A 21843-nucleotide genomic window follows, 5' to 3' on the forward strand; every position below is an offset into this window, starting at 1 on the left:
CCGGAGCGTCGCGGACGTGGCAACGTGGAGGCATGAGCGAAAGCACCGTCGTCCCGCCCGAGGTCACCGATGACGTACGGCGCATCCTCGCGGACGCCGGCATCAGCGACAACGCGGACCTCGTCGCGCGCATCCTGACGACCGGGATCGGCCTGGGCATGGACGGCGCGGACCGGCTGGACCTCAAGATCGCCAGCTCCGCGCTGACCGAGATGCGCGCGGCGTTCCGGCTCTTCGCGCCCTACGACGACGCGCCCAAGGCCACCATCTTCGGCTCCGCGCGCACGCGCCCCGAGGACGCGCTGTACCGGCAGGCGTCGGAGGTGGCCGCTGCGCTCGCGGTGCGCGGGTGGCTCGTCGTGACCGGCGCCGGCCCGGGGATCATGCAGGCCGCCGCGGAGGGTGCCGGCCCTCACCACTCCCTGGGGGTCTCGATCCGGCTGCCGTTCGAGGAGAAGCCGAACGCCGTCCTCGGCGAGAGCGCGCGCAACGTCGCCATGAAGTACTTCTTCACGCGCAAGCTGATGCTGGTGAAGGAGTCGCGCGGGTTCGTGTGCGTGCCCGGGGGGTTCGGCACGCTCGACGAGATGTTCGAGCTGCTGACACTGCAGCAGACGGGCAAGGCCGACCCCGTGCCCATCGTCCTGCTCGACGCCCCCGGCGGCGGATTCTGGGCGGGCCTGCGGCGCTTCGTCGACGAGCACCTGCTCACCTCGGGGGTGATCTCGCCCGGCGACTTCGACCGCGTGCTGATCACCGACTCGGTGACCGAGGCGGTGGACGAGCTCACCGGGTTCTACCGCAACTACGACTCGCTGCGGTGGGTGGGCAAGCGCCTCGTGCTGCGACTGAAGGCGGAGCCCACCGACGCGGAGCTGGCCGCCCTGAATCGGCAGTTCCGCGCGCTCCTGACAGACGGCGGCATCGAGCGCCGGGGCGCTCTCACGGTCGAGCGCGAGGACGATGACCGCGTCGACCTGCCGCGGCTCGTGCTGCGGCTGAACCAGTTCCGGGTGGGAGAGCTGTACCGCCTGATCCGAGCGGTCAACGCCCTCGAATCGGCGCCGGCGGGCTGACCTCGGCTCGCTGGGTCAGCAGCTCACCCTGCCGTGCGACATGGTGTCGTCGGGGGTGTCCTTGGTCACGAGCGCCTTCAGCATGCCCGCGGCCGTCACGAGCTTCCCGTGCTTCGGCTCCCAGAACTCGCATTCGACCGGCGTCACGCGCAGCAGCACGATGCCGGGTGTGTCCAGGCCGTCCTCGAACCAGATGTCGAGATCGGGGGAGTAGAGCTCCTTCATCTTGGCCTCGTCGCGGACCACCTCCGCGCGTCCCGCCACCGAGACATAGCGGTGGCCCTTGGGATCGAGGTACGACAGCCCGACGTCGTGCTGCGGGTCGGCCTGCGCTTCGGCCACTTTCGCGGTGCCGGCGAGCGTGAAGAACCAGATGTCGCCGGCATCGTCCATCTGCCGCGTGCTCATGGGGCGGCTGACCAGATTGCCGGCGGTGTCGCGCGTGGTCAGCATCGTGAAGTCGATGTCCTCCACGAGCTCCTTCACGCGGGCGATCGCCTCCGGACCGGTCACGAGATCTTCGTCTGTGTTCGTCATGTCTGCAAGCCTCGTCTGCTGCGGGCGAGCGCTCCAGACTGTTGACACCGCGGATGCCTCGTCCTAGCGGGCCGCGCTGATCACATCCGGGCGAGGCGGGCCCGTGCGACCGTGAAGACGGCGTACGCGATGAGCCCGAGGCCCACCACCCACGCCAGCGCCGGCCCGAGGAACAGGTCCAGCAGCGCGTCCACGGCGCCGTCCAGCCCCCCGGCCGTCTCGGCGTCGGTGCCGAGGGCGGCGATCACCAGGAGCACGCCGACGATCGCCAGGGCGATGCCCTTCGCCACGAAGCCCACGATGCCGAGAACGGTGACGGTGCGTCCGAGCGCGCCGTCGGGAACCTCGATCCGCTTGCGGAAGCTGCGCAGCACCCCCATGACGATGAAGGAGATGCCGCCGATGCCGATGCCGAGACCGATGAGGAAGAGGACGATCGATCCCCCCCAGATCCGCAGCAGCACCTGGCTCCCCGCCTCCGCGGCCTGCTCGCCGTCGGGGCGAGCGCCCAGCGCGACGGCCGCCGCGATCGCACCGAGAGCGGCGAACACCGCGGCCTGTCCCCACTCCGCCACTCGCCGCCCCCACTTGCGCGCGGCGCCCTTCGTGTCGCCCGTCCAGTCGTGGGCCAGCAGTCCCTCGCCGGCGTGCCAGACGGCCAGCGCCCACAGCCCCACGGCGACGAGCCACAGCAGCACGAAACCGGCGGGCGCGCTCGCGACCGCCTTCAGCGCGCCGGCCTGGTCTCCCTCGCCGTCGCCGCCGGAGGCGATGACGAGGACGATGATCCCGATGATCGCGTGGATCACGCCGTTGGCCACGTAGCCGGCTCGCGCCAGGACTTCGAACACGGAGTTCGACTCCGCATCGCGCGCGAGCTGCTTGGCACTCTCCTTCACGCCGTCGCCGCTCTCCACGCCCTCACGGTAGACCGCGGCCGCCTCCTGCGCAGGGACTTGACGACGGCATGCGCCGCGGCCTGACCTTCTCGGCGGGTCCGTGCGCAGCCCGACGGCGGCGAAGGCCGCTGGATTATCATGAGGCGGATGATCCGCGCGGACCGCAGGCAGGCGCCGTCCGGATGGAGCATCGTCCCGCGCGTGGTCCGCGGTGCCTCTCCGGTCGTGCTGGTCGTCGTGGGCGCCCTGGCTCTTCTGACCGGACTGCTGATCGTCACGCGGCCGCTGACCTCGCTGCTGCTGCTGACGATCTATGTCGGCCTGAGTGCGATCTTCTCCGGCCTGGCGCGCGTGTTCTCCGCACCCGAGACGCCGTTGTGGTCCCGCCTGCTGTTCGGCTCGGTGTGGCTCGCGCTCGGGCTGGCGATTCTCCTCGGACTCGGGCGCACACTCGAGCTCCTGCCCGAGCTCATCGCCGTCCTGCTCGTCCTCGGCGGCCTGGCGTCGCTCTACGACGCGATCGCCCGCGGCACCGTGAGCCAGCGGGTGCTGGCGGCCGTGTGGGGCGGTGCGCAGATCGCCTTCGGCGTCCTCGCGTACGCGTGGCCCGATGTGACGGTGCTGGTCGTCGCGGTGGTGTTCGGAGTGCGCACCATCGTCTTCGGCGCGACGCTGCTGGTGCGCGCCGTCCGCGCGTTCGTGGAGGGCCGGCGCACCGTGCCGTCGGACGCCCGGACCCGCGCCGGGAAGACGGGGACGGATGCCGCGCCCCCCGGCCCGGCGCGCCCCGCCGGTCCTCGCACTCCGCCGGGGCCGGCCTCCCGAGCCCGCGCCGGGTGGCTGGCCGCCGGCCGCTATGCCCTCGCAGCGATCCTGCTCGGCCTCGTCGCGGGCGGGTGGTGGGCCAACTCCTGGTTCGAGGACGGCGCTCAGGTGGTGGACGCGTTCTACGATCCGCCCGAGGTCGTGCCGTACGAGCACGGACGGCTGATCCGTTCCGACGACTTCTCGGGGCAGAAGCCGCCCGATGCCGAGGTGCGGCGCATCCTCTACACGACGCGCGACGCTCTCGGGCAGCCGGCCACCGCCAGCGCGCTCGTCATCTCTCCGCAGGATCCGCCGCCGGGTCCGCGCCCCGTGGTCGCCTGGAACCACGGCACCACCGGCGTCGCGCGGGGGTGCGCGCCGAGCCTGCGGGACGCCTCGGCGACGAGGTGGGCGATCCCCGGTCTGGACCGCGCGATGGCCGAAGGCTGGGTGGTCGTGGCATCCGACTACTCCGGCCAGGGCGCCCCCGGCGTCTTCCCCTACCTCATCGGCCGGGGCGAGGCGCGCTCGTCGCTGGACGCCGTCCTGGCCGCCGACGAGCTGGAGGGCCTCACGCTGTCGAGCCGCACCGTCGCGTGGGGCCACTCGCAGGGCGGTCACGCGGCGCTGTGGATGTCGCAGATCGCGGGCGACTACGCCCCGGATCTCGACATCCGCGGGACGGCTGTGCTCGCACCCGCGGCCGATCCGCTGGCGCTCGCCGAGGAGCTCACGCGAGGCGACGCCGGCGTGCTGCTGTCGATCCTCATCTCGTGGGTGCTCGTGCCCTACGCCGACACCTATCCCGACGTCGACCTGAACCGGTACATCGCTCCGGGCTCGGAGGCGATCGTCCGCGAGATGACGCAGCGCTGTCCCTCCGAGCCGGGCGTCGTCGTCTCGGTGGCGACCGCGCTCGGCGTGTCGGAGGACCGCCCGCTGTACGTCGCGGACCTCACGGCCGGACCGCTCGGCAGGCGCCTGGAGGACAACACCCCGACCGGTCCCTGGGACCAGCCCATCCTCGTCGCGTGGGGCGACCAGGACGAGGTCATCCCGCCGCGGCTGCAGCAGGAGTTCGTCGACCGCCTGTGCGCAAAGGGGGAGCAGGTGCGCAGCCTCGAGTACCGGGGCTACGACCACCTCCGGCCCCTCCTTCCCGGCTCGGCGTTCGTGCCGGTGATCATCGACTGGACCGACGCCCGCTTCGCGCGCGAGGACACGCACGTCAACGACTGTCCGTCGTGAGCGCACGCGGGCGGCCGACCGCACCGGGGGAGACGGCATCCGGTAATGTTGGAGGGTTCCGGCGCGGCGACGTGCCGGTGAGAGCTGAATACGGAGGCCATTGTGGACATCGATCTCGGACTTCTGCGGACCGTCGAGCGCGAGAAGGAGATCCCGTTCGATGAGCTCGTGCGGATCATCGAGCAGGCGATCCTGACCGCGTATGCCAAGCACACCTCGCCCACCGGGGAGCTGCCGGAGGGCGCACGCGCGGAACTGGACCGCAAGACCGGTCACGTGGCCGTGTTCATCCCGCTGCGCGACGACGAGGGCGCCGTGATCGGCGAGGAGGAGTCCACTCCCGAGGACTTCGGGCGTATCGCCGCCTTCGCCGCGAAGCAGGTCATCAGCCAGCGGCTGCGCGACATCGCCGACGACGCCGTGCTCGGCGAGTTCCGCGGCAAGGAGGGCGACATCGTCGCCGGCGTCGTGCAGCAGGGCCCCAACCCGCGCATGGTGCATGTCGACCTCGGCACCGTCGAGGCGATCCTCCCGCCCGAGGAGCAGGTCCCCGGAGAGGACTACGCCCACGGCTCGCGCCTGCGCGTCTACGTGACGTCGGTGGCCAAGGGCGCGAAGGGCCCCTCGATCACCGTGTCGCGCACCCACCCCGGTCTCGTCCGAAAGCTGTTCGCGCTCGAGGTGCCCGAGATCCCCGCGGGTCTGGTCGAAATCGTCTCGCTCGCGCGCGAAGCCGGCCACCGCACCAAGATCGCGGTCAAGGCCAACGATCCCTCCATCAACGCCAAGGGCGCCTGCATCGGCGAACTGGGCCGCCGCGTCCGCGCGGTCACCGAGGAGCTGGGCGGCGAGAAGATCGACATCGTCGACTACGACCCGGAACTGGCGAAGTTCGTGGCGAACGCCCTCTCGCCCGCGAAGGTCACCTCCAGCTTCGTGCTCGACGCCGCGAGCAAGGCGGTGCGCGCACTCGTCCCCGACTACCAGCTGTCGCTCGCGATCGGCAAGGAGGGGCAGAACGCGCGGCTCGCCGCGAAGCTGACCGGCGCCAAGATCGACATCCAGCCCGACAGCATCCTCGAGGACAGCTGACCTGCCCCGGCGGGTCGCCGAGCTCCCAGCCCGGGCGTGTAGAATGGAAGCCGTACGAACGTGCGTCGGATGCCGCACGCGCGCTCCCCGGTCCACTCTTCTGCGAGTGGTCTCCATCGATTCCGTCCTCGTCCCCGACGAGCGTGCATCGATGCCCGGACGGGGCGCGTGGGTGCACGAGACGCGTGAGTGCGTGGATGCCGCCATCCGGCGCCGCGCCTTCGTGCGGGCATTGCGTGTGTCAGGCCCGCTTGACACGCAGACCATCGAGAAGCACATCCAGCGAAAAGGCTGAACGGCTATGGAAACAAAGTGAACGGCTCGAAATGAGACCCGTCCGCGATTAACGGTCTGCCCTGTCTGGGTGGACCCAGACAGGAGAATTGTGGCTGCCAAACCACGCGTGCACGAGATCGCTTCCGAGCTCGGCGTCGACAGCAAGGTCGCGCTCGAGAAGCTGAAGGCGCTCGGCGAATACGTCAAGAGCCCCTCGTCGACCATCGAGCCCCCGGTGGCTCGCAAGCTCCGCGCCGCCCTCGAGGCGGACGGCGCGGGCAAGGCCGCTGACGCGGCCGCACCCGCGGCGAAGCCCGCTGCCGGCAGGCCCGGCGCGCCCGCTGCCAAGCCCGGTGCGCCCGCTGCCAAGCCCGGCCCGGCCGTCAAACCCGGACCCGCGCGTCCGAGCACTCCGGCGACGCCGGCCGCCCCGGCGGCCGAGGCATCCGCCCCCGCCGCCCCGGCTGCTCCGGCTGCCGCCGCTCCGGCGGCGAAGGCGCCCGGCGCCCCGGCCGCTCCCAGTGCCGCCAAGCCCGGTCCGGCCGCGGGAACCCCCCAGCCCCCGCGCCCGGGCGGCACCCCGCGGCCCGGCAACAACCCGTTCGCGTCGTCGCAGGGCATGGGCCAGCGTCCCGCGGGCCCGCGTCCCGGCAACAACCCCTTCGCATCGGCGCAGGGCATGGGCCAGCGCCCGTCACCCGGGAACATCCCCCGCCCGCAGGCGCCCCGACCCGGAGCCCCGCGCCCGGGCGCTCCGCGCGCGGGTGGCGCCGGTCGTCCCGGTGGCGGCGGTCGTCCCGGTGCGCCGTTCCAGCAGCGTCCCGGCGGCCCCGGTCGTCCCGGCGGCGCCGGTGGCGGTGCGGGCGGCGGCTTCCAGCGCCCCGGCGGCGGTGCGCCCGGCGGGTTCGCCGGTCGTCCCGGCGGCGGCGGTCGTGGCCGCGGACCCGGCGGTGGCACCGCCGGAGCCTTCGGCAAGGGCGGCGGCAAGTCGAAGCAGCGCAAGTCGCGTCGGGCGAAGCGCCAGGAATTCGAGATGCGGTCGGCGCCGGTCGTCGGCGGCGTCAATGTCCAGAAGGGCAACGGCGAGATCATCCGCCTGCGCCGCGGCGCGTCGATCGCCGACTTCGCAGACAAGCTCGAGGCGCTGCGCGGCTACACCGTGCAGCCCGGCACGCTCGTGACCATCCTGTTCAACCTGGGTGAGATGGCGACGGCGACCGAGTCGCTCGACGAGGCCACCTTCGAGGTGCTCGGCGAGGAGCTCGGCTACAAGATCCAGATGGTCTCGCCCGAGGACGAGGACAAGGAGCTCCTGGAGGGCTTCGGTCTCGACCTCGAGGCCGAGCTGGAGGCGGAGAACGAGGAGGACCTCGAGATCCGGCCTCCGGTGGTGACCGTCATGGGGCACGTCGACCACGGTAAGACGCGACTGCTCGACGCCATCCGCCAGACCAACGTGGTCGCCGGTGAGGCCGGCGGCATCACGCAGCACATCGGTGCGTACCAGGTCTGGACCGAACACGACGAGATCGAGCGCGCGATCACCTTCATCGACACCCCGGGTCACGAGGCGTTCACCGCCATGCGTGCCCGTGGTGCGCAGGTCACCGACATCGCGATCCTCGTGGTCGCCGCCGACGACGGCATCATGCCGCAGACGGTGGAGGCGCTGAACCACGCGCAGGCGGCAAACGTCCCGATCGTGGTCGCCGTCAACAAGGTCGACAAGCCCGAGGCGAACCCTGCCAAGGTGCGCCAGCAGCTCACCGAGTACGGCCTGGTCGCGGAGGAGTACGGCGGCGACGTGCTGTTCGTCGACGTGTCGGCCCGCCAGGGCACCGGCATCCAGGAGCTCCTCGACGCGGTGCTGCTCACCGCGGACGCGGGTCTGGACCTCACCGCCAACCCGAACAAGGATGCCCGCGGCGTCGCGATCGAGGCGAAGCTCGACAAGGGCCGCGGCTCGGTGGCGACCGTCCTCATCCAGTCCGGAACGCTCCGCGTCGGTGACGCGATCGTCGCCGGCACGGCCTACGGCCGCGTGCGGGCGATGATCGACGAGAACGGCGACGCGGTCGAGGAGGCCTACCCCTCGCGTCCGGTGCAGGTGCAGGGTCTCAACTCGGTGCCGCGCGCCGGCGACACGTTCATCGTGACCGAGGAGGACCGCACCGCCCGCCAGATCGCCGAGAAGCGCGAGGCCGCCGAGCGCAACGCCCAGCTGGCCAAGGCCCGCAAGCGCATCTCGCTCGAGGACTTCACCCGCGCTCTCGAAGAGGGCAAGGTCGAGTCGCTCAACCTCATCATCAAGGGTGACGTGTCGGGTGCCGTCGAGGCGCTCGAGGAGTCGCTGCTCAAGATCGAGGTCGACGACTCGGTGCAGCTGCGCATCATCCACCGTGGTGTGGGCGCGATCACCGAGTCCGACATCAACCTGGCCACGATCGACAACGCGATTGTGATCGGCTTCAACGTCCGCCCCGACACCAAGGCCCGCGAACGCGCGACCCGCGAGGGCGTGGACGTCCGGTTCTACTCCGTCATCTACAACGCGATCGATGACGTCGAGCAGTCGCTGAAGGGCCTGCTCAAGCCGGAGTACGAAGAGGTCCAGTCGGGTGTCGCCGAGATCCGCGAGGTGTTCCGCTCCTCGAAGTTCGGCAACATCGCCGGTGTCATCGTCCGCTCGGGCACGATCACGCGCAACGCCAAGGCGCGCGTCATCCGCGACGGCGTGGTCATCGCCGACGGCCTGGCCATCGAGTCGCTGCGCCGGTTCAAGGACGACGTCACTGAGGTCCGCACGGACTTCGAAGCCGGTATCGGCCTCGGCAAGTACAACGACATCCAGGTGGGCGACGAGATCGAGACCACCGAGATGGTCGAGAAGCCCCGCGCGTAGTCGCGGACGTGAGGGGCGCCCTGCGGGGCGTCCCTCACGCGTCGGAAGGAGTGATCATGGCATCAGAGCGACAGGCACGCCTGGGCGACCGCATCCGCGTGATCCTGGCGGAGCGCCTCGAGAAGGGGCTGCGCGACCCGCGGCTCGGGTTCGTCACCATCACCGACGTCCGCGTCACCGGTGACCTCCAGCACGCCTCGGTGTTCTACACGGTGCTCGGCTCGGCGGAGGAGCGGGCCGCTTCGGCGGCGGCGCTCAAATCCGCCACCGGGATGCTGCGCTCGGAGCTGGGCAAGCACCTCAACGTGCGCCTCACCCCGTCGCTGGAGTTCATCCCCGACGCGATCCCCGAGAACGCCGGTCACATCGAGGATCTCCTGCGCGAGGCGCGCGAGCGCGACCAGGCGGTTGCCGGAATGGCCTCGTCGGCCACGTACGCCGGCGACGCCGACCCCTACGTGAAGCCCCGCGAGCTCGACGACGAGGGCTGACCCGCCACGGGCCACCGATGCCGCCGCCGGTCCGCCGGTAGCGGCATCCGTCGTCCGTCCCGATGCGAGGCGTCACGCCGGAAGGCGGAGCAGACCGTCGGATGCCTCGGCCAGGCCGTCCGCGATGAGCGAGTCGATCGCGCGGTCGCGCTGCCCCGCGTCGGGCCAGTCGGGCACGACATCGGGCAGCGGCACGGCGTGGGTCGCGGCATCCCGCAGGACCTTCAGCACCGCACCGCGCGCCTGCCGGTCGCTGCCCTCGTAGCGCCCCTGCCGGCGCCGGTCGTCGCCGGTGTCGGGGTACCCGGCGGCCCGCCAGGCGCAGACGGCGGTGAGCGGACACGCGTCGCAGCGCGGGTTGCGGGCGACGCACACGGTGGCCCCGAGCTCCATCGCGGCGGCGTTCACGACCGCCGCCGCGGACCGTTCCCCGGGGAGGACAGCAGCCATCGCGTCGAGGTCCCGCCGCGCGGGCGGGCCGGGCTGGGACCGGCCGTCGACGGCCCGGGCCAGCACCCGCCGGGTGTTGGTGTCGACCACGGGATGACGGTCGCCGTACGCGAACACGGCGACCGCGCGGGCGGTGTAGTCGCCGATGCCGGTGAGGGCGAGGAGCGCCTCCACGTCGCGGGGGACGACCCCGCCGTGGCGGTCGCGGATCTCCACGGCAGCCCGGTGCAGCCACAGCGCGCGCCGCGGATACCCGAGGTTGGCCCACTGACGCACCGCGTCGGCCGGCGCCGCCGCGGCGAGGTCAGCCGGCGTCGGCCAGCGCGCGAGCCACGCCTCCAGGTGGGGGATCACCCGTATCACCGGCGTCTGCTGGAGCATGAACTCGCTCACGAGCACTCCCCACGCGCCGAAGCCCGGGCGCCGCCAGGGCAGGTCTCGCGCGTTCTCGCGGTACCACTCCGTGAGCGGCGCAGCGAGGTCGGGCATGCGCTCCAGCCTAGGTCTCGGCATCCGGCACGGCTCATCAGAGGAGATCTGCCCAGGAGAGGAGTGATCGCCAAGACGCGTCCTCTGTCCGGCCGATCTCCTCTTCCGCGCCTCCTGCACAGGAGCCCCCGGGCGCTGACCGTCCACCGATCGGACGAGCGCGCACGTCCCAGACGAGCCGCTCCATCAGGCTGAGCAGCATGCGATGGACAGCGGATGCCGCGCAGGCGAGCCTTGGCCGCGTCGGAGTCGTGCGCACCTCGACCCTGATGGATCAGGGCTGGACGCGGCACGCCATCGGCAAGGCCGTCGCGGACGGTCGACTCGACCGTGTGCGGAAGGGGTGGGTCGCGACGCCGGGCGCCGATCCCGCGCTCGTCTCGGCCGCCCGGTGCGGCGTGGTCCTGACCTGCGTGACGCAGGCCGGCCGCCTGGGCCTCTGGGTCCTCCATGACGGCGAGCCGCATGTCGCCGCGCCGAGCCACTCCGGTGCCGTCCGGATGGGCGGCGCCCACGTCCACTGGGCGCAGCCACCGCTGCCGCGGCATCCGGATGCCCTCGTGGATCCCATCGAGAACGTGCTCGCCATCGCGGCGAGCTGTCAGCCGCACGAGCGTGCCTTGGCGATCTGGGAGTCCGCGCTCAATCGGTCGTTGGTGGACCTCGAGACCATGCGCAGGCTGCCGCTCGGGCCGGCGGGCCGCCGACTGGCCGACGTGGCGACGCCCTGGTCGGACTCGGGTCTCGAGTCCTTCGTGCCCCCGCGCCTGAAGTGGATGCATCTGCCCGTGCGGCCCCAGATCTGGATCGCCGGAAGGCCGGTCGACTTCCTCATCGGCGAGCGGCTCGTGCTGCAGATCGACGGCGGCACCCATGTCGGTGTCCAGCGCGAGAAGGACATCGCCCACGACGCGCGGCTCGCGCTCATGGGCTACCACGTGATCCGCGTGGGATACGGCCAGGTGGTGCACCGCTGGCCGGAGGTGCAGGACCTCATCACGCGCGCGGTCGCCCAGGGTCTCCACCGCTCGCGGTGAGCCTGGCCGAGTCGCGTCGGCCTCACTGCGCGACAGCGTATCGGCGGCGATCGGCGCACCAGAGGAGACCCAGCACCGAAGACTCCTCGTTCCTGCAGATCTCCTCCGACCGGACGGCTCGGCAGCGGCCGGGCGGAGGGCCGGGCGCGCCGTAGGCTGGGAACCATGCGCCTCCCCGTCACGCCGACCACGACGCTGTGGCGCGACCTGCGCGAACGGGTGCGACGGCGCCACCTCGCCGGCCGCGTGATCCTGGCGGTGGACGGCCTCGACGGCGCCGGCAAGACCATGTTCGCCGACGGCCTCGCGGAGGTGTTCGCCGAGACCGGCGACGCGGTGTTCCGCGCGAGCATCGACGGCTTCCACCGCCCGCGCTCGGAGCGCTACGTGCGCGGCCGTCACAGCCCGGAGGGCTTCTACCGCGACTCCTACGACTACCCGACCTTCCGCCGTACGCTGATCGACCCGTTCCGCGACGGCGCCCAGACGGCGGCGGCGACGGGGTTCCAGCTCGCCGCGTTCGACGTGGTGCGCGATGCGCCGGTCGAGTCGCAGTGGGTCACGGCGCCGCTGGACGCGGTCCTCGTCGTGGACGGGATCTTCCTCCACCGGCCCGAGCTGCGCGACCTGTGGGACTGGTCCGTCTGGCTCGACGTCCCCGTGCAGACCACGTTCGCGCGCATGGCGCTGCGCGACGGCTCCGACCCCGATCCGGACGCGCCGTCGAACGCGCGCTACCGGCTCGGGCAGGAGCTGTACCTGGGCGAGGCGCGGCCGCGGGAGGCGGCATCCGTCATCGTCGACAACAGCGACCTCGCCCACCCGCGGATCGTCGGGGGAGTGTGATGGCGACCGCCGGACTCCTGCTCGTGGACAAGCCGGGCGGCATCACCTCGCACGACGCGGTGGCACGGGCCCGACGCGCCCTGGGAACGCGCAAGATCGGCCACGCCGGCACGCTCGACCCCATGGCGACGGGGCTCCTCGTGCTCGGCGTCGAGGGCGCGACGCGCCTGCTCGCCTTCGTCGTGGGCCTCGACAAGACGTACCAGGCCACCATCCGGCTCGGTGCGGCGACCGTCACCGACGACGCCGACGGCGAGATCGTGTCGATGACGGATGCCTCGTCCCTCGACGCTTCCACGATCGCCGCCGGCGTCGCGGCGCTGACCGGACGACTCTCGCAAGTGCCGAGCACCTACTCCGCCATCAAGGTGGACGGCCGCCGGGCGTACGACCTCGCCCGCGCCGGCGAGGAGGTCAAGCTGAAGGCCCGCGAGGTCACGGTGTCGCGCTTCGAGGTGGTCGCCGAGCGACGGGTGGCGCGCGGCGACGCGGGCGGGGGAGTGGTCGATCTCGACGTCGAGGTGGACTGCTCCAGCGGCACCTACATCCGATCGCTCGCCAGGGACCTGGGGGCGGCACTGGGCGTCGGCGGTCACCTCACTGCGCTCCGGCGCACGCGGATCGGGCCGTTCGACGTGGCGGATGCCGCGAACATCGACGCCCTGGCCGAAGCCGCACTGCTGGCGCCCGCCGCGGCGGCCACCGCGGTGCTCGGGCGGTTCGACGTGAGCGCCGACGAAGCCCGCGACCTCCGTCACGGCAAGCGGCTGCCCGATGCCGCCGCGCGGCTGCCCGGTGCCGGGCCGATGGCCGCCGTCGACCCCGACGGCGCCCTCGTCGGCATCGTCGAGCGGCGCGGCGACGACGTCAAGAGCGCCATGAACATGCCCGAGGAGGCCCCCCGATGATCCTGTGGTTCACGATCGCGCAGGTGATCGTCGCCGTGGCGGCAGGTCTGTTCTGCATCATCGCGGGACTCGCGGGGCGCCGGCCGAGCGACTGGACCGTCGGCTCGCTCGCGCTGGTCGAACTGCTGCTGATCGTGCAGATCGTGGTGGCGATCGTGGCGCCGTTCGCCGGCAACCCGCCGACGGGGAGCCTCCTCGAGTTCTGGGTGTACCTGGTCTCGGCGGCGCTGCTGCCGTTCGCCGCCGTCGCCTGGGCGCTGCTGGAGCGCAGCCGCTGGAGCACCGTGATCATGGGCATCGCCGCGCTGTCGATCGCGGTCATGGTGTGGCGCATGCAGGTGATCTGGACCGTCCAGGCCGCATGAGCGAGGGCGCGGGCGCCCGGCGCACCTCGGGCCTCGGCATCCGAACTAAAATCGTGTGGTCATGACGTCGCCCGCTCGCCCCCGTATGTCCGGCATCGGCCGCGTGCTCGTGATCGTCTACGCGATCATGGCGCTCGGCGCCACCGGTCGGTCCTTCGTCCAGATCGTCGAGCGCTTCGATGAGGCGCCCCTCGCGTACACGCTGTCGGCCCTCGCGGCGGTCGTCTACATCGTCGCCACCCTCGCGCTCGTCTTCGCCGGCCGGCGTGGGTGGTACCTGGTGGCGTGGATCGCGATCGTGTTCGAGCTCGCCGGCGTGCTCGTGATCGGCACCCTCAGCCTGGCGCTCCCCGAGCTCTTCGCCCACCCCACGGTGTGGTCGTGGTTCGGCATGGGCTACCTCTTCGTCCCGCTCGTGCTGCCGTTCCTGGGCATCTGGTGGCTCGCGACCCACCATCCGGTGGCCGAGCCGGCGTCCGCGGCGCCAGCGGCGGTCGCGTCGTGATCGTCTTCCGGCATCCGAGCGAGGTCCCGGCCGGCTTCGGTCCGTCGGTCGTCGCGATCGGGAAGTTCGACGGCGTGCACTCCGGCCACCGTGCCGTCATCGCCCGGGCGCGCGTGGATGCCGAGGCTGCCGGCGCGCGCGTGGTCGCCGTCACGTTCGACCGCAATCCGCTGGCGCTGCTGCGCCCCGAGATCTGCCCCGCAAGTCTCGTTGGCGTCGAGCAGAAGCTGCGGCTCCTCGCCGACGCCGGCGTGGACGCGACGCTCATGCTCGCCTTCGATCGCTCGCTCGCCGACCTCGGCGCGCGGGAGTTCGTCGAGCACGTCCTGGTCGGAGCGCTCGGCGTGCGGATCGTGATGGTCGGCGCGGACTTCCGCTTCGGGCGCGGCGGCGCCGGCGATCCCCAGCTGCTGCGCGAACTGGGCGCCGAGTTCGGCTTCGAGGTCGACGTGGTCGATGACGTGCGAGCGATCGACGCCGGGCGTCGCGTGTCGTCGACGTGGGTGCGCGAGCTCCTCGACGGCGGCGACGTCGCCGGCGCCGCGCGCCTGCTGGGCCGTCCGCACGCCGTGCGGGGGGAGGTGGTCCACGGTCTCAAGCGCGGCCGCGCGCTGGGCTTCCCGACGGCGAACCTCTCGACCTCGCTCGAGGGCTTCGTGCCGGCCGAGGGCGTCTACGCCGGCTGGCTCGTCGACGAGGGGATGCCGGGTGACGGCGCCTCCGAGCCTCGCAGCACGGTCCGCTACCCGGCCGCGATCAGCATCGGCACCAACCCCACGTTCGACGACGTGAAGGTGCGGCAGGTGGAGGCATACGTACTGGATGAGACCGACCTGGACCTCTACGGGCACACGGTCGAAGTGGAGTTCGTCGCGCGCATCCGCGGCATGGTGGCGTTCGAGGGCGTCGGCGCGCTCATCGAGCAGATGACGGACGACGTCGTGCGTGTCCGCGCCGAGCTCGCCTGACACCGTAGACCGTCCACGCCGACGCGCCTAGCATCGAGGCGTGCACGCGCTGGTCCTGATGGTCGCGGATGCCGCGGCCGACGACTCCGTCAACCTGTGGGGCGCGCTGGGCTGCGCGGTCGCCTACTCCGCCTCGCTGCTGGCCACGCTCGACGCGTTCGCCGACCTGATCCTCGCGCGCGGAGACTCGCCGGCAGGGCGCCTGACCCCGGCGGTCGGCCTGAAGTTCGGGTCGAAGCTGGCGGCGGCGGCCGTCGCCGTCGTCTCGGCCGGGATCGTGCTCGCGCTGGACGCGAACCGGTTCGCCTTCACCGCGCTGTCGATCGCGTTCGGCGCGGTGGTCGGGATCGGTCTGCTCGTGCTGCTGCGGCATGCGAGGGCCACCGGCTTCCCTTCGACGCCCGGCGGAGCTGACACAACACGCCAGCGACCGTGACGCTCATATGAGCAAACTGCGTGCAGATGTTGCTCGCGCTCCCGGCCCTGTGTCAGCCTGAAGGGGAAGGAAGGAGGATCGTGGACGCCGTCGACGAACTCCTCAGCATCCGCGCCGCCGAGCTCTACTACGAAGAGAACCTCACTCAGGAGGAGATCGGGCGAAGCCTGCAGATCACCCGCTGGAAGGTGGGTCGACTGCTGACCCAGGCCAAGGAGGAGGGCTTCGTCCGCATCGAGATCCTCCACTCCCGCGCGCGACGGCCTCAGCTCGAGCGGCGCCTGCGCGATGAGCGCGGCCTTCGCGAGGCCGTCGTCGTGTCGCAGGCGGGCGTGCGCAGCGACGACGAGCTGCAGCAGCGCGTCGCGCAGGCGGCAGCGGACCACCTGACTCTCCTCCGTCCGCGTCCACGGGTCCTCGGCGTCAGCTGGGGCCGCACGCTCGCCGACATCGCCCACCATCTGCGCGACGGGTGGTCGTCCGGGACCGACGTGGTCCAGATCAACGGCGGTCTCAGCATGAGCGCCCGCCCCGGCACCGCGGCCGCGACGGCGGTCGGCATCGCGCAGAAGGGCGGCGGGGCCGCGGCCCTCCTGCCGAGTCCGGCGATCCTCGAGCATCGGGCGACGAAGGAGGCCATCGAGGCCGACCGCGTCGTCGCCCGTGTGCTGGCCATCGCGCGGTCCGCCGACGCGTACCTCTACAGCGCCGGGGCCGCGGACCATCGCTCCGTGCACGTCGACAGCGGCTACCTCGGCGAAGCCGACATCGACCGGCTCGTCGCCGCAGGCGCCGTCGGCGACGTCGTCGGGCGTTACATAGACGCCGCCGGACGCGTCGTCGATCCCGCCCTCGACGCCCGGACGGTCGGGCTCTCGCTCGACGAGCTGCGTCGCGCCGACGTCGCCATCGCCGCGATCGCCGGCGAGGCCAAGCGTGCCGTCGCCGCCGCCGTCGTCTCGTCGGGGCTGTGCACCGTGCTGGTCACCGACGAGTCCACCGCACGCCATCTCCTCGACGGCTGACCCCTCTGCCCGTCGCCCGCACATCACCACCCCAACCACGAAAGCCAGGTCATCACATGTCAGGCACCTCCATCGTGACGCTGCCCGAGCGGGCCGTCGAGCTGCTGGGCGGCCAACCGGACGACACCACGTTGCGGCGGTATCTCCACGGACTGCCCGGGGTCGATGCCGTGGGGCTCGAGCAGCGCGCCGCGGGCCTCGGCACCCGCTCCATCAAGACATCGTCCAAGGCGTGGGCGCTCGACAAGATCATCGAGCTGATCGACCTCACCACCCTCGAGGGCGCGGACACCCCCGGCAAGGTGCGATCGCTGGTCGCGAAAGCGCTGAACCCGGATGCCTCCGACCCGACGTGCCCGCGGGTGGCCGCCGTCTGCGTGTACGGCGACATGGTGCCGTACGCGGTGGAGGCGCTCGGCTCGGCGCACGGGGATCCGGACGACGGCGGGGTCAGCGTCGCCGCGGTCGCGACGGCCTTCCCGAGCGGCCGCGCCTCGCTGGACATCAAGCTCGCCGACACTGCCGAGGCGGTCGCCCACGGCGCGGACGAGATCGACATGGTGATCGACCGCGGCGCGTTCCTCGCCGGCCGCTACGGTCTCGTGTTCGACCAGATCGCTCGAGTCAAGCAGGCGTGCCGTCGCGAAGACGGTTCGTACGCGTCGCTCAAGGTGATCCTCGAGACCGGCGAGCTCAACACCTACGACAACATCAAACGGGCGTCGTGGCTGGCGATCCTCGCGGGCGGCGACTTCATCAAGACCTCGACCGGCAAGGTCCAGCCCGCCGCGACGCTGCCGGTGACGCTGCTCATGCTCGAGGTCGTGCGCGACTGGCATCGGGCGACCGGCGAGAAGGTCGGCGTCAAGCCTGCGGGAGGCATCCGCACCTCGAAGGACGCGATCAAGTACCTCGTCACCGTCGCCGAGACGGTGGGTGAGGAGTGGCTGCAGCCTCACCTCTTCCGGTACGGCGCGTCGAGCCTGCTCAACGACGTGCTGCTGCAGCGCCAGAAGCTGACCTCCGGACACTACTCCGGTGCCGACTACGTGACCATCGACTGACGCTTGCACAAGCGCACCCCGAAGGACGAGACATGAGTTTCCTCGAGTACGCCCCCGCCCCCGAATCCCGCGCGATCCTGAATCTGCGCGACGACTACGGGCTCTTCATCGACGGCGAGTTCCGACCGGCTGCCGGCGAGTCGTTCGCGACCATCTCGCCCGCCGACGAGAAGCACATCGCGACGATCGCCGCGGCGAGCGAGGCCGACGTCGACACCGCCGTCGCCGCCGCGCGCCGCGCCTATGACAAGACGTGGTCGAAGATGAGCGGCCGCGACCGCGGCAAGTACCTCTTCCGCATCGCCCGGCTCGTGCAGGAGCGCGCGCGCGAGCTCGCCGTGGCCGAGAGCCTCGACAACGGCAAGCCGATCAAGGAGAGCCGTGACGTGGACGTGCCGCTGGTGGCCGCGTGGTTCTTCTACTACGCCGGCTGGGCCGACAAGCTCGACTACGCAGGCCTCGGCGCCGACCCCCGGTCGCTGGGCGTCGCCGCCCAGGTGATCCCGTGGAACTTCCCGCTGCTGATGCTCGCGTGGAAGATCGCCCCTGCGCTGGCCGCCGGCAACACCGTCGTGCTGAAGCCGGCCGAGACGACCCCGCTGTCGGCGCTGATCTTCGCCGAGATCCTCCAGCAGGCGGATCTGCCTGCCGGCGTCGTCAACATCGTCACCGGCGCCGGTGCGACCGGAGCCGCCCTGGTGCGGCATCCGGATGTGAACAAGGTCGCCTTCACCGGCTCCACCGCGGTCGGACGCGAGATCGCCAAGACGGTCGCCGGCACCGACAAGAAGCTGACGCTGGAGCTGGGCGGCAAGGCCGCCAACATCGTGTTCGACGACGCGCCCATCGACCAGGCCGTGGAGGGCATCGTCAACGGGATCTTCTTCAACCAGGGGCACGTGTGCTGCGCGGGCAGCCGCCTGCTGGTGCAGGAGTCGATCCATGACGAGGTCGTCGACCGGCTGAAGGAGCGCCTGTCGACCCTGCGCCTGGGCGACCCGCTGGACAAGAACACCGACATCGGCGCGATCAACTCGCGCGAGCAGCTCGACCGCATCCGTGAGCTCAGCAGGATCGGCGAAGAGGAGGGCGCAGAGCGCTGGAGCGCCGACTGCGTGATTCCCGACAGCGGGTTCTGGTTCGCCCCCACGATCTTCACCAACGTGCAGGCGAGCCACCGCATCGCCCGTGACGAGATCTTCGGCCCGGTGCTGTCGGTGCTGACGTTCCGCACCCCGGGCGAGGCGATCGAGAAGGCCAACAACACGCCCTACGGACTGTCCGCCGGCGTCTGGAGCGACAAGGGCTCCCGCATCCTCGCGGTCGCCGACCGCCTGCGCGCCGGCGTGGTGTGGGCGAACACGTTCAACCGGTTCGACCCGGCGTCGCCGTTCGGCGGCTACAAGGAGTCCGGCTACGGCCGCGAGGGTGGCCGCCACGGCCTGGCCGCCTACCTCAAGAGCGCACCGGCCACCGGCGGCGCCACCCGAATCCTCTCCCGTGCCACCAAGAAGGAGGTCTCCTCATGAGCTCGCGACTGACGATCCCCAAGACCTACAAGCTCTACATCGGCGGCGCGTTCCCTCGCAGCGAATCCGGACGAACCTACGAGGTCGCATCGCCGAAGGGCGGCTTCCTCGCCAATGCGGCGCTGGCCTCGCGCAAGGACGCCCGCGATGCGGTCTCGGCCGCCCGGGGCGCGGTCAAGGGCTGGTCGGGCGCAACAGCCTACAATCGCGGTCAGGTGCTGTACCGGGTGGCCGAGATCCTCGAGGGCCGCCGCGCCCAGTTCGTGGACGAGATCGTGCAGCAGACCGGCGTGTCGGCGCCGGTCGCCGCCGGAGAGGTGGACGAGGCGATCGACCGCTGGGTCTGGTACGCCGGATGGTGCGACAAGTTCGGGCAGGTCGCCGGCAACGGCAACCCGGTCGCAGGCCCCTACTTCAACATCTCGGTGCCCGAGCCGACGGGCGTCGTCGGCGTCATCGCCCCGCAGGACACCGCGCTCGTCGGTCTGGTCTCGGCGATCGCGCCGGCCCTCGTGACGGGCAACTCGGTCGTCGTGGTGGCCTCGCAGCGCTACCCGCTGTCGGCGATCTCGCTCGCCGAGGTGCTGGCGACGAGCGACGTGCCCGGGGGAGTGGTCAACGTCCTCACCGGCTCACCTGCCGAGATCGCGCCCTGGCTCGCCTCGCACCCCGACGTTCACGCCCTCGACCTCGTCGGCGCCGGCGAGCTGGACTGGGTCGATCTCGAGATCGCGGCGGCCGAGACGCTGACGCGCGTGCTCCCGCCGGAGAACGGGTCGGATGCCGCTGCCCCCAGTCTCACTCGCATCGCGGCGTTCACCGAGACGAAGACCGTCTGGCACACGAAGAGCCTCGTGTGAGCTGACGCGGGCATCAGGCGAGCTCGAGCCCGCCCCACTGGCCCGGCCGGGCCAGCTCACCGTAGTGCAGGTCGACGCCGTCCGCCCAGACCGACGCGACGCATGCCAGGAGCGAGAGGGTCGGGTAGCCGTGCGGGCGGTTGTCGCGGATGATCGCGCCGTCGTCGGTGGGCGCGAGCTCGGCCGACCGCTCGAGCACCCCGAGCCACGGCATCCACCACCGCTCCTCATCGGCGACCGGCGACGTGCGGAAGTCGTCGAGCCACCGTGCGATGCGGGCAGTGCCGGCATCGTCGACGTCATCGTGGGCGATCATGTGCGTTCCCGGCTCCAGCTCGGTCGTGCGCAGCGAGACGCCGTCCCACGTGATGACCCTCGCCCGGGGCCCGTCCACCTCGACGAGGTTGAAGCCGTGCGTCGGCGGCTCGTCGGCGGGGGAGCGACCCGCCACCGCGTCGAGCACGATCCCGCCCCGTGACTGCAGCTCGCTCTCGGGACGCGAGGTCTCGTCGGCTCGGTTCAGCAAGACCGCGAGCCGACCGGAGGTGGGGTCGGCTGCGAGCCAGGCGCCGCCGGCGCGCACATCGCGCACGCCGACGACGCCGTCGTGCGGCTCCGGCCACCATCGTCCCAGCGGGTTCCACGGGCGCTCGGGATCCTCGTCGCGGATGGCGAGCACGCGGGTCGGCTCGGCGGCCGACTCGGGGACGCGGATGACGACGGTGCACATCAGGAGCTCCTCGGGTTGCGGGCGGCGCGGCGGGCGGTCGTGCCAAGATCGGAGGGTGTTCGTCGTGGTCGGGGTCACCGGTGGCATCGCCGCCTACAAGACGGTTCAGCTCGTGCGCCTGCTGGTGAAGGCGGGGCACGAGGTCCATGTCGTCCCGACCGATGACGCACTGCGGTTCGTGGGTCTCCCCACCTGGGAGGCGATCAGCCGCCATCCCGTGACGACCTCCGTCCACGACGACGTCGCGCGCGTGCGTCACGTCTCACTCGGCCGGGCGGCCGATCTCGTGATCGTGGCGCCCGCGACGGCGAACACCCTGGCGAAGATGACCGCGGGACTCGCGGACGACCTCCTCGGAACGACCCTACTCGCCACCACCGCACCGGTCGTCGTGGCGCCGGCGATGCACACCGAGATGTGGCAGCACCCTGCGACGGCAGACAACATGCGGGTCCTCCGCGATCGGGGCGTCGTCGTGGTCGGACCCGAGGAGGGTGAGCTCACCGGCGGCGACAGCGGTCCCGGACGCATGTCGGAGCCCGAGGCGATCATCGAGGCCGCGCTTGCCGCCGCCGCACTCACCGCAGGTGACCTGGAGGGACTGCGCGTCGTGGTGAGCGCCGGCGGCACGCGTGAGCCCATCGACCCGGTGCGCTACATCGGCAATCGCTCCAGCGGCCGACAGGGGGTGGCCGTCGCGCTGGCCGCCGCCGAGCGCGGCGCCGACGTCGTGCTGGTCGCGGCGCACGTCGACGACGGCGTGCTGACCGATGCACCCGCCGGTGGGCGCATCCGGGTCGTGCGCGCCGGAACGGCCGCCGAGCTCGGCGCTGCGGTGGCCTCCGAAGCCGGGGCTGCCGACGTCGTGATCATGGCCGCGGCGGTCGCCGACTATCGCGTCGCGCAGGTCTCGCCCACCAAGCGGGCGAAGGAGGCCGCTCCCGAGGGCGGCATCACCCTCGACCTCGTCGAGAACGACGACATCCTCGCGGGCCTCGTCCGGACCCGGCCCCCTGGCCAGATCGTCGTGGGCTTCGCCGCAGAGACCCCCGGCGACGGCGAGACGCTGCTCGATCGCGGCCGGCGCAAGGCGGCACGCAAGGGCACCGATCTGCTCGCGGTGAACGAGGTGGGCTGGTCGCAGGGTTTCGAGTCCGGGCACAATGCGGTGACGATCATCGACGCCGCCGGAGAGATCGTCGGTGCGCGCCGGGGCAGCAAGCGCGACGTCGCCGACGCGCTGTGGGACGCGGTGCTGGCGGTCCGCGCGAAAAAGTAACGAAACAGTAACGGCGCATGTAGA

22 protein-coding genes are annotated in these 21843 nt (G+C 71.7%); 18 read left to right on the top strand and 4 right to left on the bottom strand.

Annotation, left to right across the window (positions count from 1 at the left end):
- The first annotated feature begins 32 nt into the window (after positions 1-32).
- Positions 33-1076, top strand: a complete 1044-nt coding sequence (locus IR212_RS05295) for an LOG family protein (protein WP_194397921.1) — start codon at positions 33-35, stop codon at positions 1074-1076.
- Between the two features lie 15 nt (positions 1077-1091).
- On the opposite strand, the gene IR212_RS05300 is transcribed toward IR212_RS05295, so the two are convergent.
- Together IR212_RS05300 and IR212_RS05305 are read right to left on the bottom strand one after the other, a co-directional pair.
- Positions 1092-1613, bottom strand: coding sequence for a pyridoxamine 5'-phosphate oxidase family protein (locus tag IR212_RS05300; RefSeq protein WP_194397922.1), 522 nt, complete (start codon positions 1611-1613; stop codon positions 1092-1094).
- A gap of 80 nt (positions 1614-1693) precedes the next feature.
- The gene (locus IR212_RS05305; RefSeq protein WP_228479495.1) at positions 1694-2530 is read right to left on the bottom strand and encodes a DUF1206 domain-containing protein; all 837 of its coding nucleotides are present in this window, start codon (positions 2528-2530) and stop codon (positions 1694-1696) included.
- 129 nt (positions 2531-2659) lie between these two features.
- Here IR212_RS05305 and IR212_RS05310 point away from each other — a divergent pair, with 129 nt between their 5' ends.
- The 5 genes from IR212_RS05310 (at position 2660) to rbfA (ending at position 9328) form a co-directional block, all read left to right on the top strand.
- A complete protein-coding gene (locus tag IR212_RS05310; protein ID WP_194397923.1) occupies positions 2660-4567 on the top strand; it encodes a lipase family protein in 1908 nt (635 codons plus the stop codon).
- A gap of 102 nt (positions 4568-4669) precedes the next feature.
- The gene (nusA, locus tag IR212_RS05315) at positions 4670-5659 is read left to right on the top strand and encodes a transcription termination factor NusA (protein WP_194397924.1); all 990 of its coding nucleotides are present in this window, start codon (positions 4670-4672) and stop codon (positions 5657-5659) included.
- A 106-nt stretch (positions 5660-5765) separates the two neighbouring features.
- Entirely contained in the window at positions 5766-5954 is a 189-nt protein-coding gene (locus IR212_RS05320) for a YlxR family protein (protein ID WP_237684557.1), read from the top strand.
- Positions 5955-6044: 90 nt separating this feature from the next.
- The gene (gene infB / locus IR212_RS05325; RefSeq protein ID WP_228479496.1) at positions 6045-8837 is read left to right on the top strand and encodes a translation initiation factor IF-2; all 2793 of its coding nucleotides are present in this window, start codon (positions 6045-6047) and stop codon (positions 8835-8837) included.
- Positions 8838-8893: 56 nt separating this feature from the next.
- On the top strand, positions 8894-9328 hold the full coding sequence (rbfA, locus tag IR212_RS05330; RefSeq protein WP_194397926.1) for a 30S ribosome-binding factor RbfA: 435 nt from the start codon (positions 8894-8896) through the stop codon (positions 9326-9328).
- Positions 9329-9400: 72 nt separating this feature from the next.
- Here rbfA and IR212_RS05335 read toward each other — a convergent pair whose 3' ends face one another.
- Positions 9401-10267: an HhH-GPD family protein gene (locus IR212_RS05335; protein WP_194397927.1), complete on the bottom strand. Its 867-nt coding sequence runs from the start codon at positions 10265-10267 to the stop codon at positions 9401-9403.
- 200 nt (positions 10268-10467) lie between these two features.
- Between IR212_RS05335 and IR212_RS05340 the strand changes: the two genes are divergently transcribed.
- The 11 genes from IR212_RS05340 (at position 10468) to IR212_RS05390 (ending at position 19810) form a co-directional block, all read left to right on the top strand.
- Positions 10468-11304, top strand: a complete 837-nt coding sequence (locus IR212_RS05340) for a type IV toxin-antitoxin system AbiEi family antitoxin domain-containing protein (protein WP_194397928.1) — start codon at positions 10468-10470, stop codon at positions 11302-11304.
- Positions 11305-11469: 165 nt separating this feature from the next.
- A complete protein-coding gene (locus tag IR212_RS05345; RefSeq protein ID WP_194397929.1) occupies positions 11470-12150 on the top strand; it encodes a nucleoside/nucleotide kinase family protein in 681 nt (226 codons plus the stop codon).
- Entirely contained in the window at positions 12150-13058 is a 909-nt protein-coding gene (truB, locus tag IR212_RS05350) for a tRNA pseudouridine(55) synthase TruB (protein WP_194397930.1), read from the top strand. Before IR212_RS05345 ends, truB begins: the two co-directional genes overlap by 1 nt.
- Positions 13055-13423, top strand: coding sequence for a hypothetical protein (locus tag IR212_RS05355; RefSeq protein ID WP_194397931.1), 369 nt, complete (start codon positions 13055-13057; stop codon positions 13421-13423). Before truB ends, IR212_RS05355 begins: the two co-directional genes overlap by 4 nt.
- A 61-nt stretch (positions 13424-13484) precedes the next feature.
- On the top strand, positions 13485-13928 hold the full coding sequence (locus tag IR212_RS05360) for a hypothetical protein (protein WP_228479497.1): 444 nt from the start codon (positions 13485-13487) through the stop codon (positions 13926-13928).
- The gene (locus IR212_RS05365) at positions 13925-14896 is read left to right on the top strand and encodes a bifunctional riboflavin kinase/FAD synthetase (RefSeq protein WP_194397932.1); all 972 of its coding nucleotides are present in this window, start codon (positions 13925-13927) and stop codon (positions 14894-14896) included. Before IR212_RS05360 ends, IR212_RS05365 begins: the two co-directional genes overlap by 4 nt.
- A 40-nt stretch (positions 14897-14936) precedes the next feature.
- On the top strand, positions 14937-15332 hold the full coding sequence (locus IR212_RS05370; RefSeq protein ID WP_194397933.1) for a hypothetical protein: 396 nt from the start codon (positions 14937-14939) through the stop codon (positions 15330-15332).
- A gap of 80 nt (positions 15333-15412) precedes the next feature.
- On the top strand, positions 15413-16357 hold the full coding sequence (locus IR212_RS05375; RefSeq protein ID WP_194397934.1) for a sugar-binding transcriptional regulator: 945 nt from the start codon (positions 15413-15415) through the stop codon (positions 16355-16357).
- Positions 16358-16413: 56 nt separating this feature from the next.
- Entirely contained in the window at positions 16414-17421 is a 1008-nt protein-coding gene (gene deoC, locus IR212_RS05380) for a deoxyribose-phosphate aldolase (RefSeq protein WP_194397935.1), read from the top strand.
- Positions 17422-17453: 32 nt separating this feature from the next.
- Positions 17454-18950: an aldehyde dehydrogenase family protein gene (locus IR212_RS05385; RefSeq protein ID WP_194397936.1), complete on the top strand. Its 1497-nt coding sequence runs from the start codon at positions 17454-17456 to the stop codon at positions 18948-18950.
- Positions 18947-19810 (top strand): aldehyde dehydrogenase family protein, encoded by an 864-nt coding sequence (locus IR212_RS05390; RefSeq protein WP_194397937.1) that lies wholly within the window; start codon positions 18947-18949, stop codon positions 19808-19810. The genes IR212_RS05385 and IR212_RS05390 overlap by 4 nt, the downstream gene beginning before the upstream one ends.
- Before the next feature lie 13 nt (positions 19811-19823).
- On the opposite strand, the gene IR212_RS05395 is transcribed toward IR212_RS05390, so the two are convergent.
- Positions 19824-20540 (bottom strand): NRDE family protein, encoded by a 717-nt coding sequence (locus tag IR212_RS05395; protein WP_194397938.1) that lies wholly within the window; start codon positions 20538-20540, stop codon positions 19824-19826.
- Between the two features lie 55 nt (positions 20541-20595).
- Here IR212_RS05395 and coaBC point away from each other — a divergent pair, with 55 nt between their 5' ends.
- Positions 20596-21819 (top strand): bifunctional phosphopantothenoylcysteine decarboxylase/phosphopantothenate--cysteine ligase CoaBC, encoded by a 1224-nt coding sequence (gene coaBC / locus IR212_RS05400; RefSeq protein WP_194397939.1) that lies wholly within the window; start codon positions 20596-20598, stop codon positions 21817-21819.
- Positions 21820-21843 lie beyond the last annotated feature (24 nt).

It is taken from the genome of Microbacterium atlanticum, assembly GCF_015277815.1.
In the GTDB taxonomy this organism is placed as follows: Bacteria; Actinomycetota; Actinomycetes; order Actinomycetales; family Microbacteriaceae; genus Microbacterium; species Microbacterium atlanticum.

What these genes read in the sequence shown, in the direction of transcription:
- IR212_RS05295 (WP_194397921.1), top strand. Translation starts at nt 33, where the DNA reads ATGAGCGAAAGCACCGTCGTCCCGCCCGAGGTCACCGATGACGTACGG.
- IR212_RS05300 (WP_194397922.1), bottom strand. Translation starts at nt 1,613, where the DNA reads ATGACGAACACAGACGAAGATCTCGTGACCGGTCCGGAGGCGATCGCC.
- IR212_RS05310 (WP_194397923.1), top strand. Translation starts at nt 2,660, where the DNA reads ATGATCCGCGCGGACCGCAGGCAGGCGCCGTCCGGATGGAGCATCGTC.
- rbfA (WP_194397926.1), top strand. Translation starts at nt 8,894, where the DNA reads ATGGCATCAGAGCGACAGGCACGCCTGGGCGACCGCATCCGCGTGATC.
- IR212_RS05335 (WP_194397927.1), bottom strand. Translation starts at nt 10,267, where the DNA reads ATGCCCGACCTCGCTGCGCCGCTCACGGAGTGGTACCGCGAGAACGCG.
- IR212_RS05340 (WP_194397928.1), top strand. Translation starts at nt 10,468, where the DNA reads ATGCGATGGACAGCGGATGCCGCGCAGGCGAGCCTTGGCCGCGTCGGA.
- IR212_RS05345 (WP_194397929.1), top strand. Translation starts at nt 11,470, where the DNA reads ATGCGCCTCCCCGTCACGCCGACCACGACGCTGTGGCGCGACCTGCGC.
- truB (WP_194397930.1), top strand. Translation starts at nt 12,150, where the DNA reads ATGGCGACCGCCGGACTCCTGCTCGTGGACAAGCCGGGCGGCATCACC.
- IR212_RS05355 (WP_194397931.1), top strand. Translation starts at nt 13,055, where the DNA reads ATGATCCTGTGGTTCACGATCGCGCAGGTGATCGTCGCCGTGGCGGCA.
- IR212_RS05360 (WP_228479497.1), top strand. Translation starts at nt 13,485, where the DNA reads ATGACGTCGCCCGCTCGCCCCCGTATGTCCGGCATCGGCCGCGTGCTC.
- deoC (WP_194397935.1), top strand. Translation starts at nt 16,414, where the DNA reads ATGTCAGGCACCTCCATCGTGACGCTGCCCGAGCGGGCCGTCGAGCTG.
- IR212_RS05385 (WP_194397936.1), top strand. Translation starts at nt 17,454, where the DNA reads ATGAGTTTCCTCGAGTACGCCCCCGCCCCCGAATCCCGCGCGATCCTG.
- IR212_RS05390 (WP_194397937.1), top strand. Translation starts at nt 18,947, where the DNA reads ATGAGCTCGCGACTGACGATCCCCAAGACCTACAAGCTCTACATCGGC.
- IR212_RS05395 (WP_194397938.1), bottom strand. Translation starts at nt 20,540, where the DNA reads ATGTGCACCGTCGTCATCCGCGTCCCCGAGTCGGCCGCCGAGCCGACC.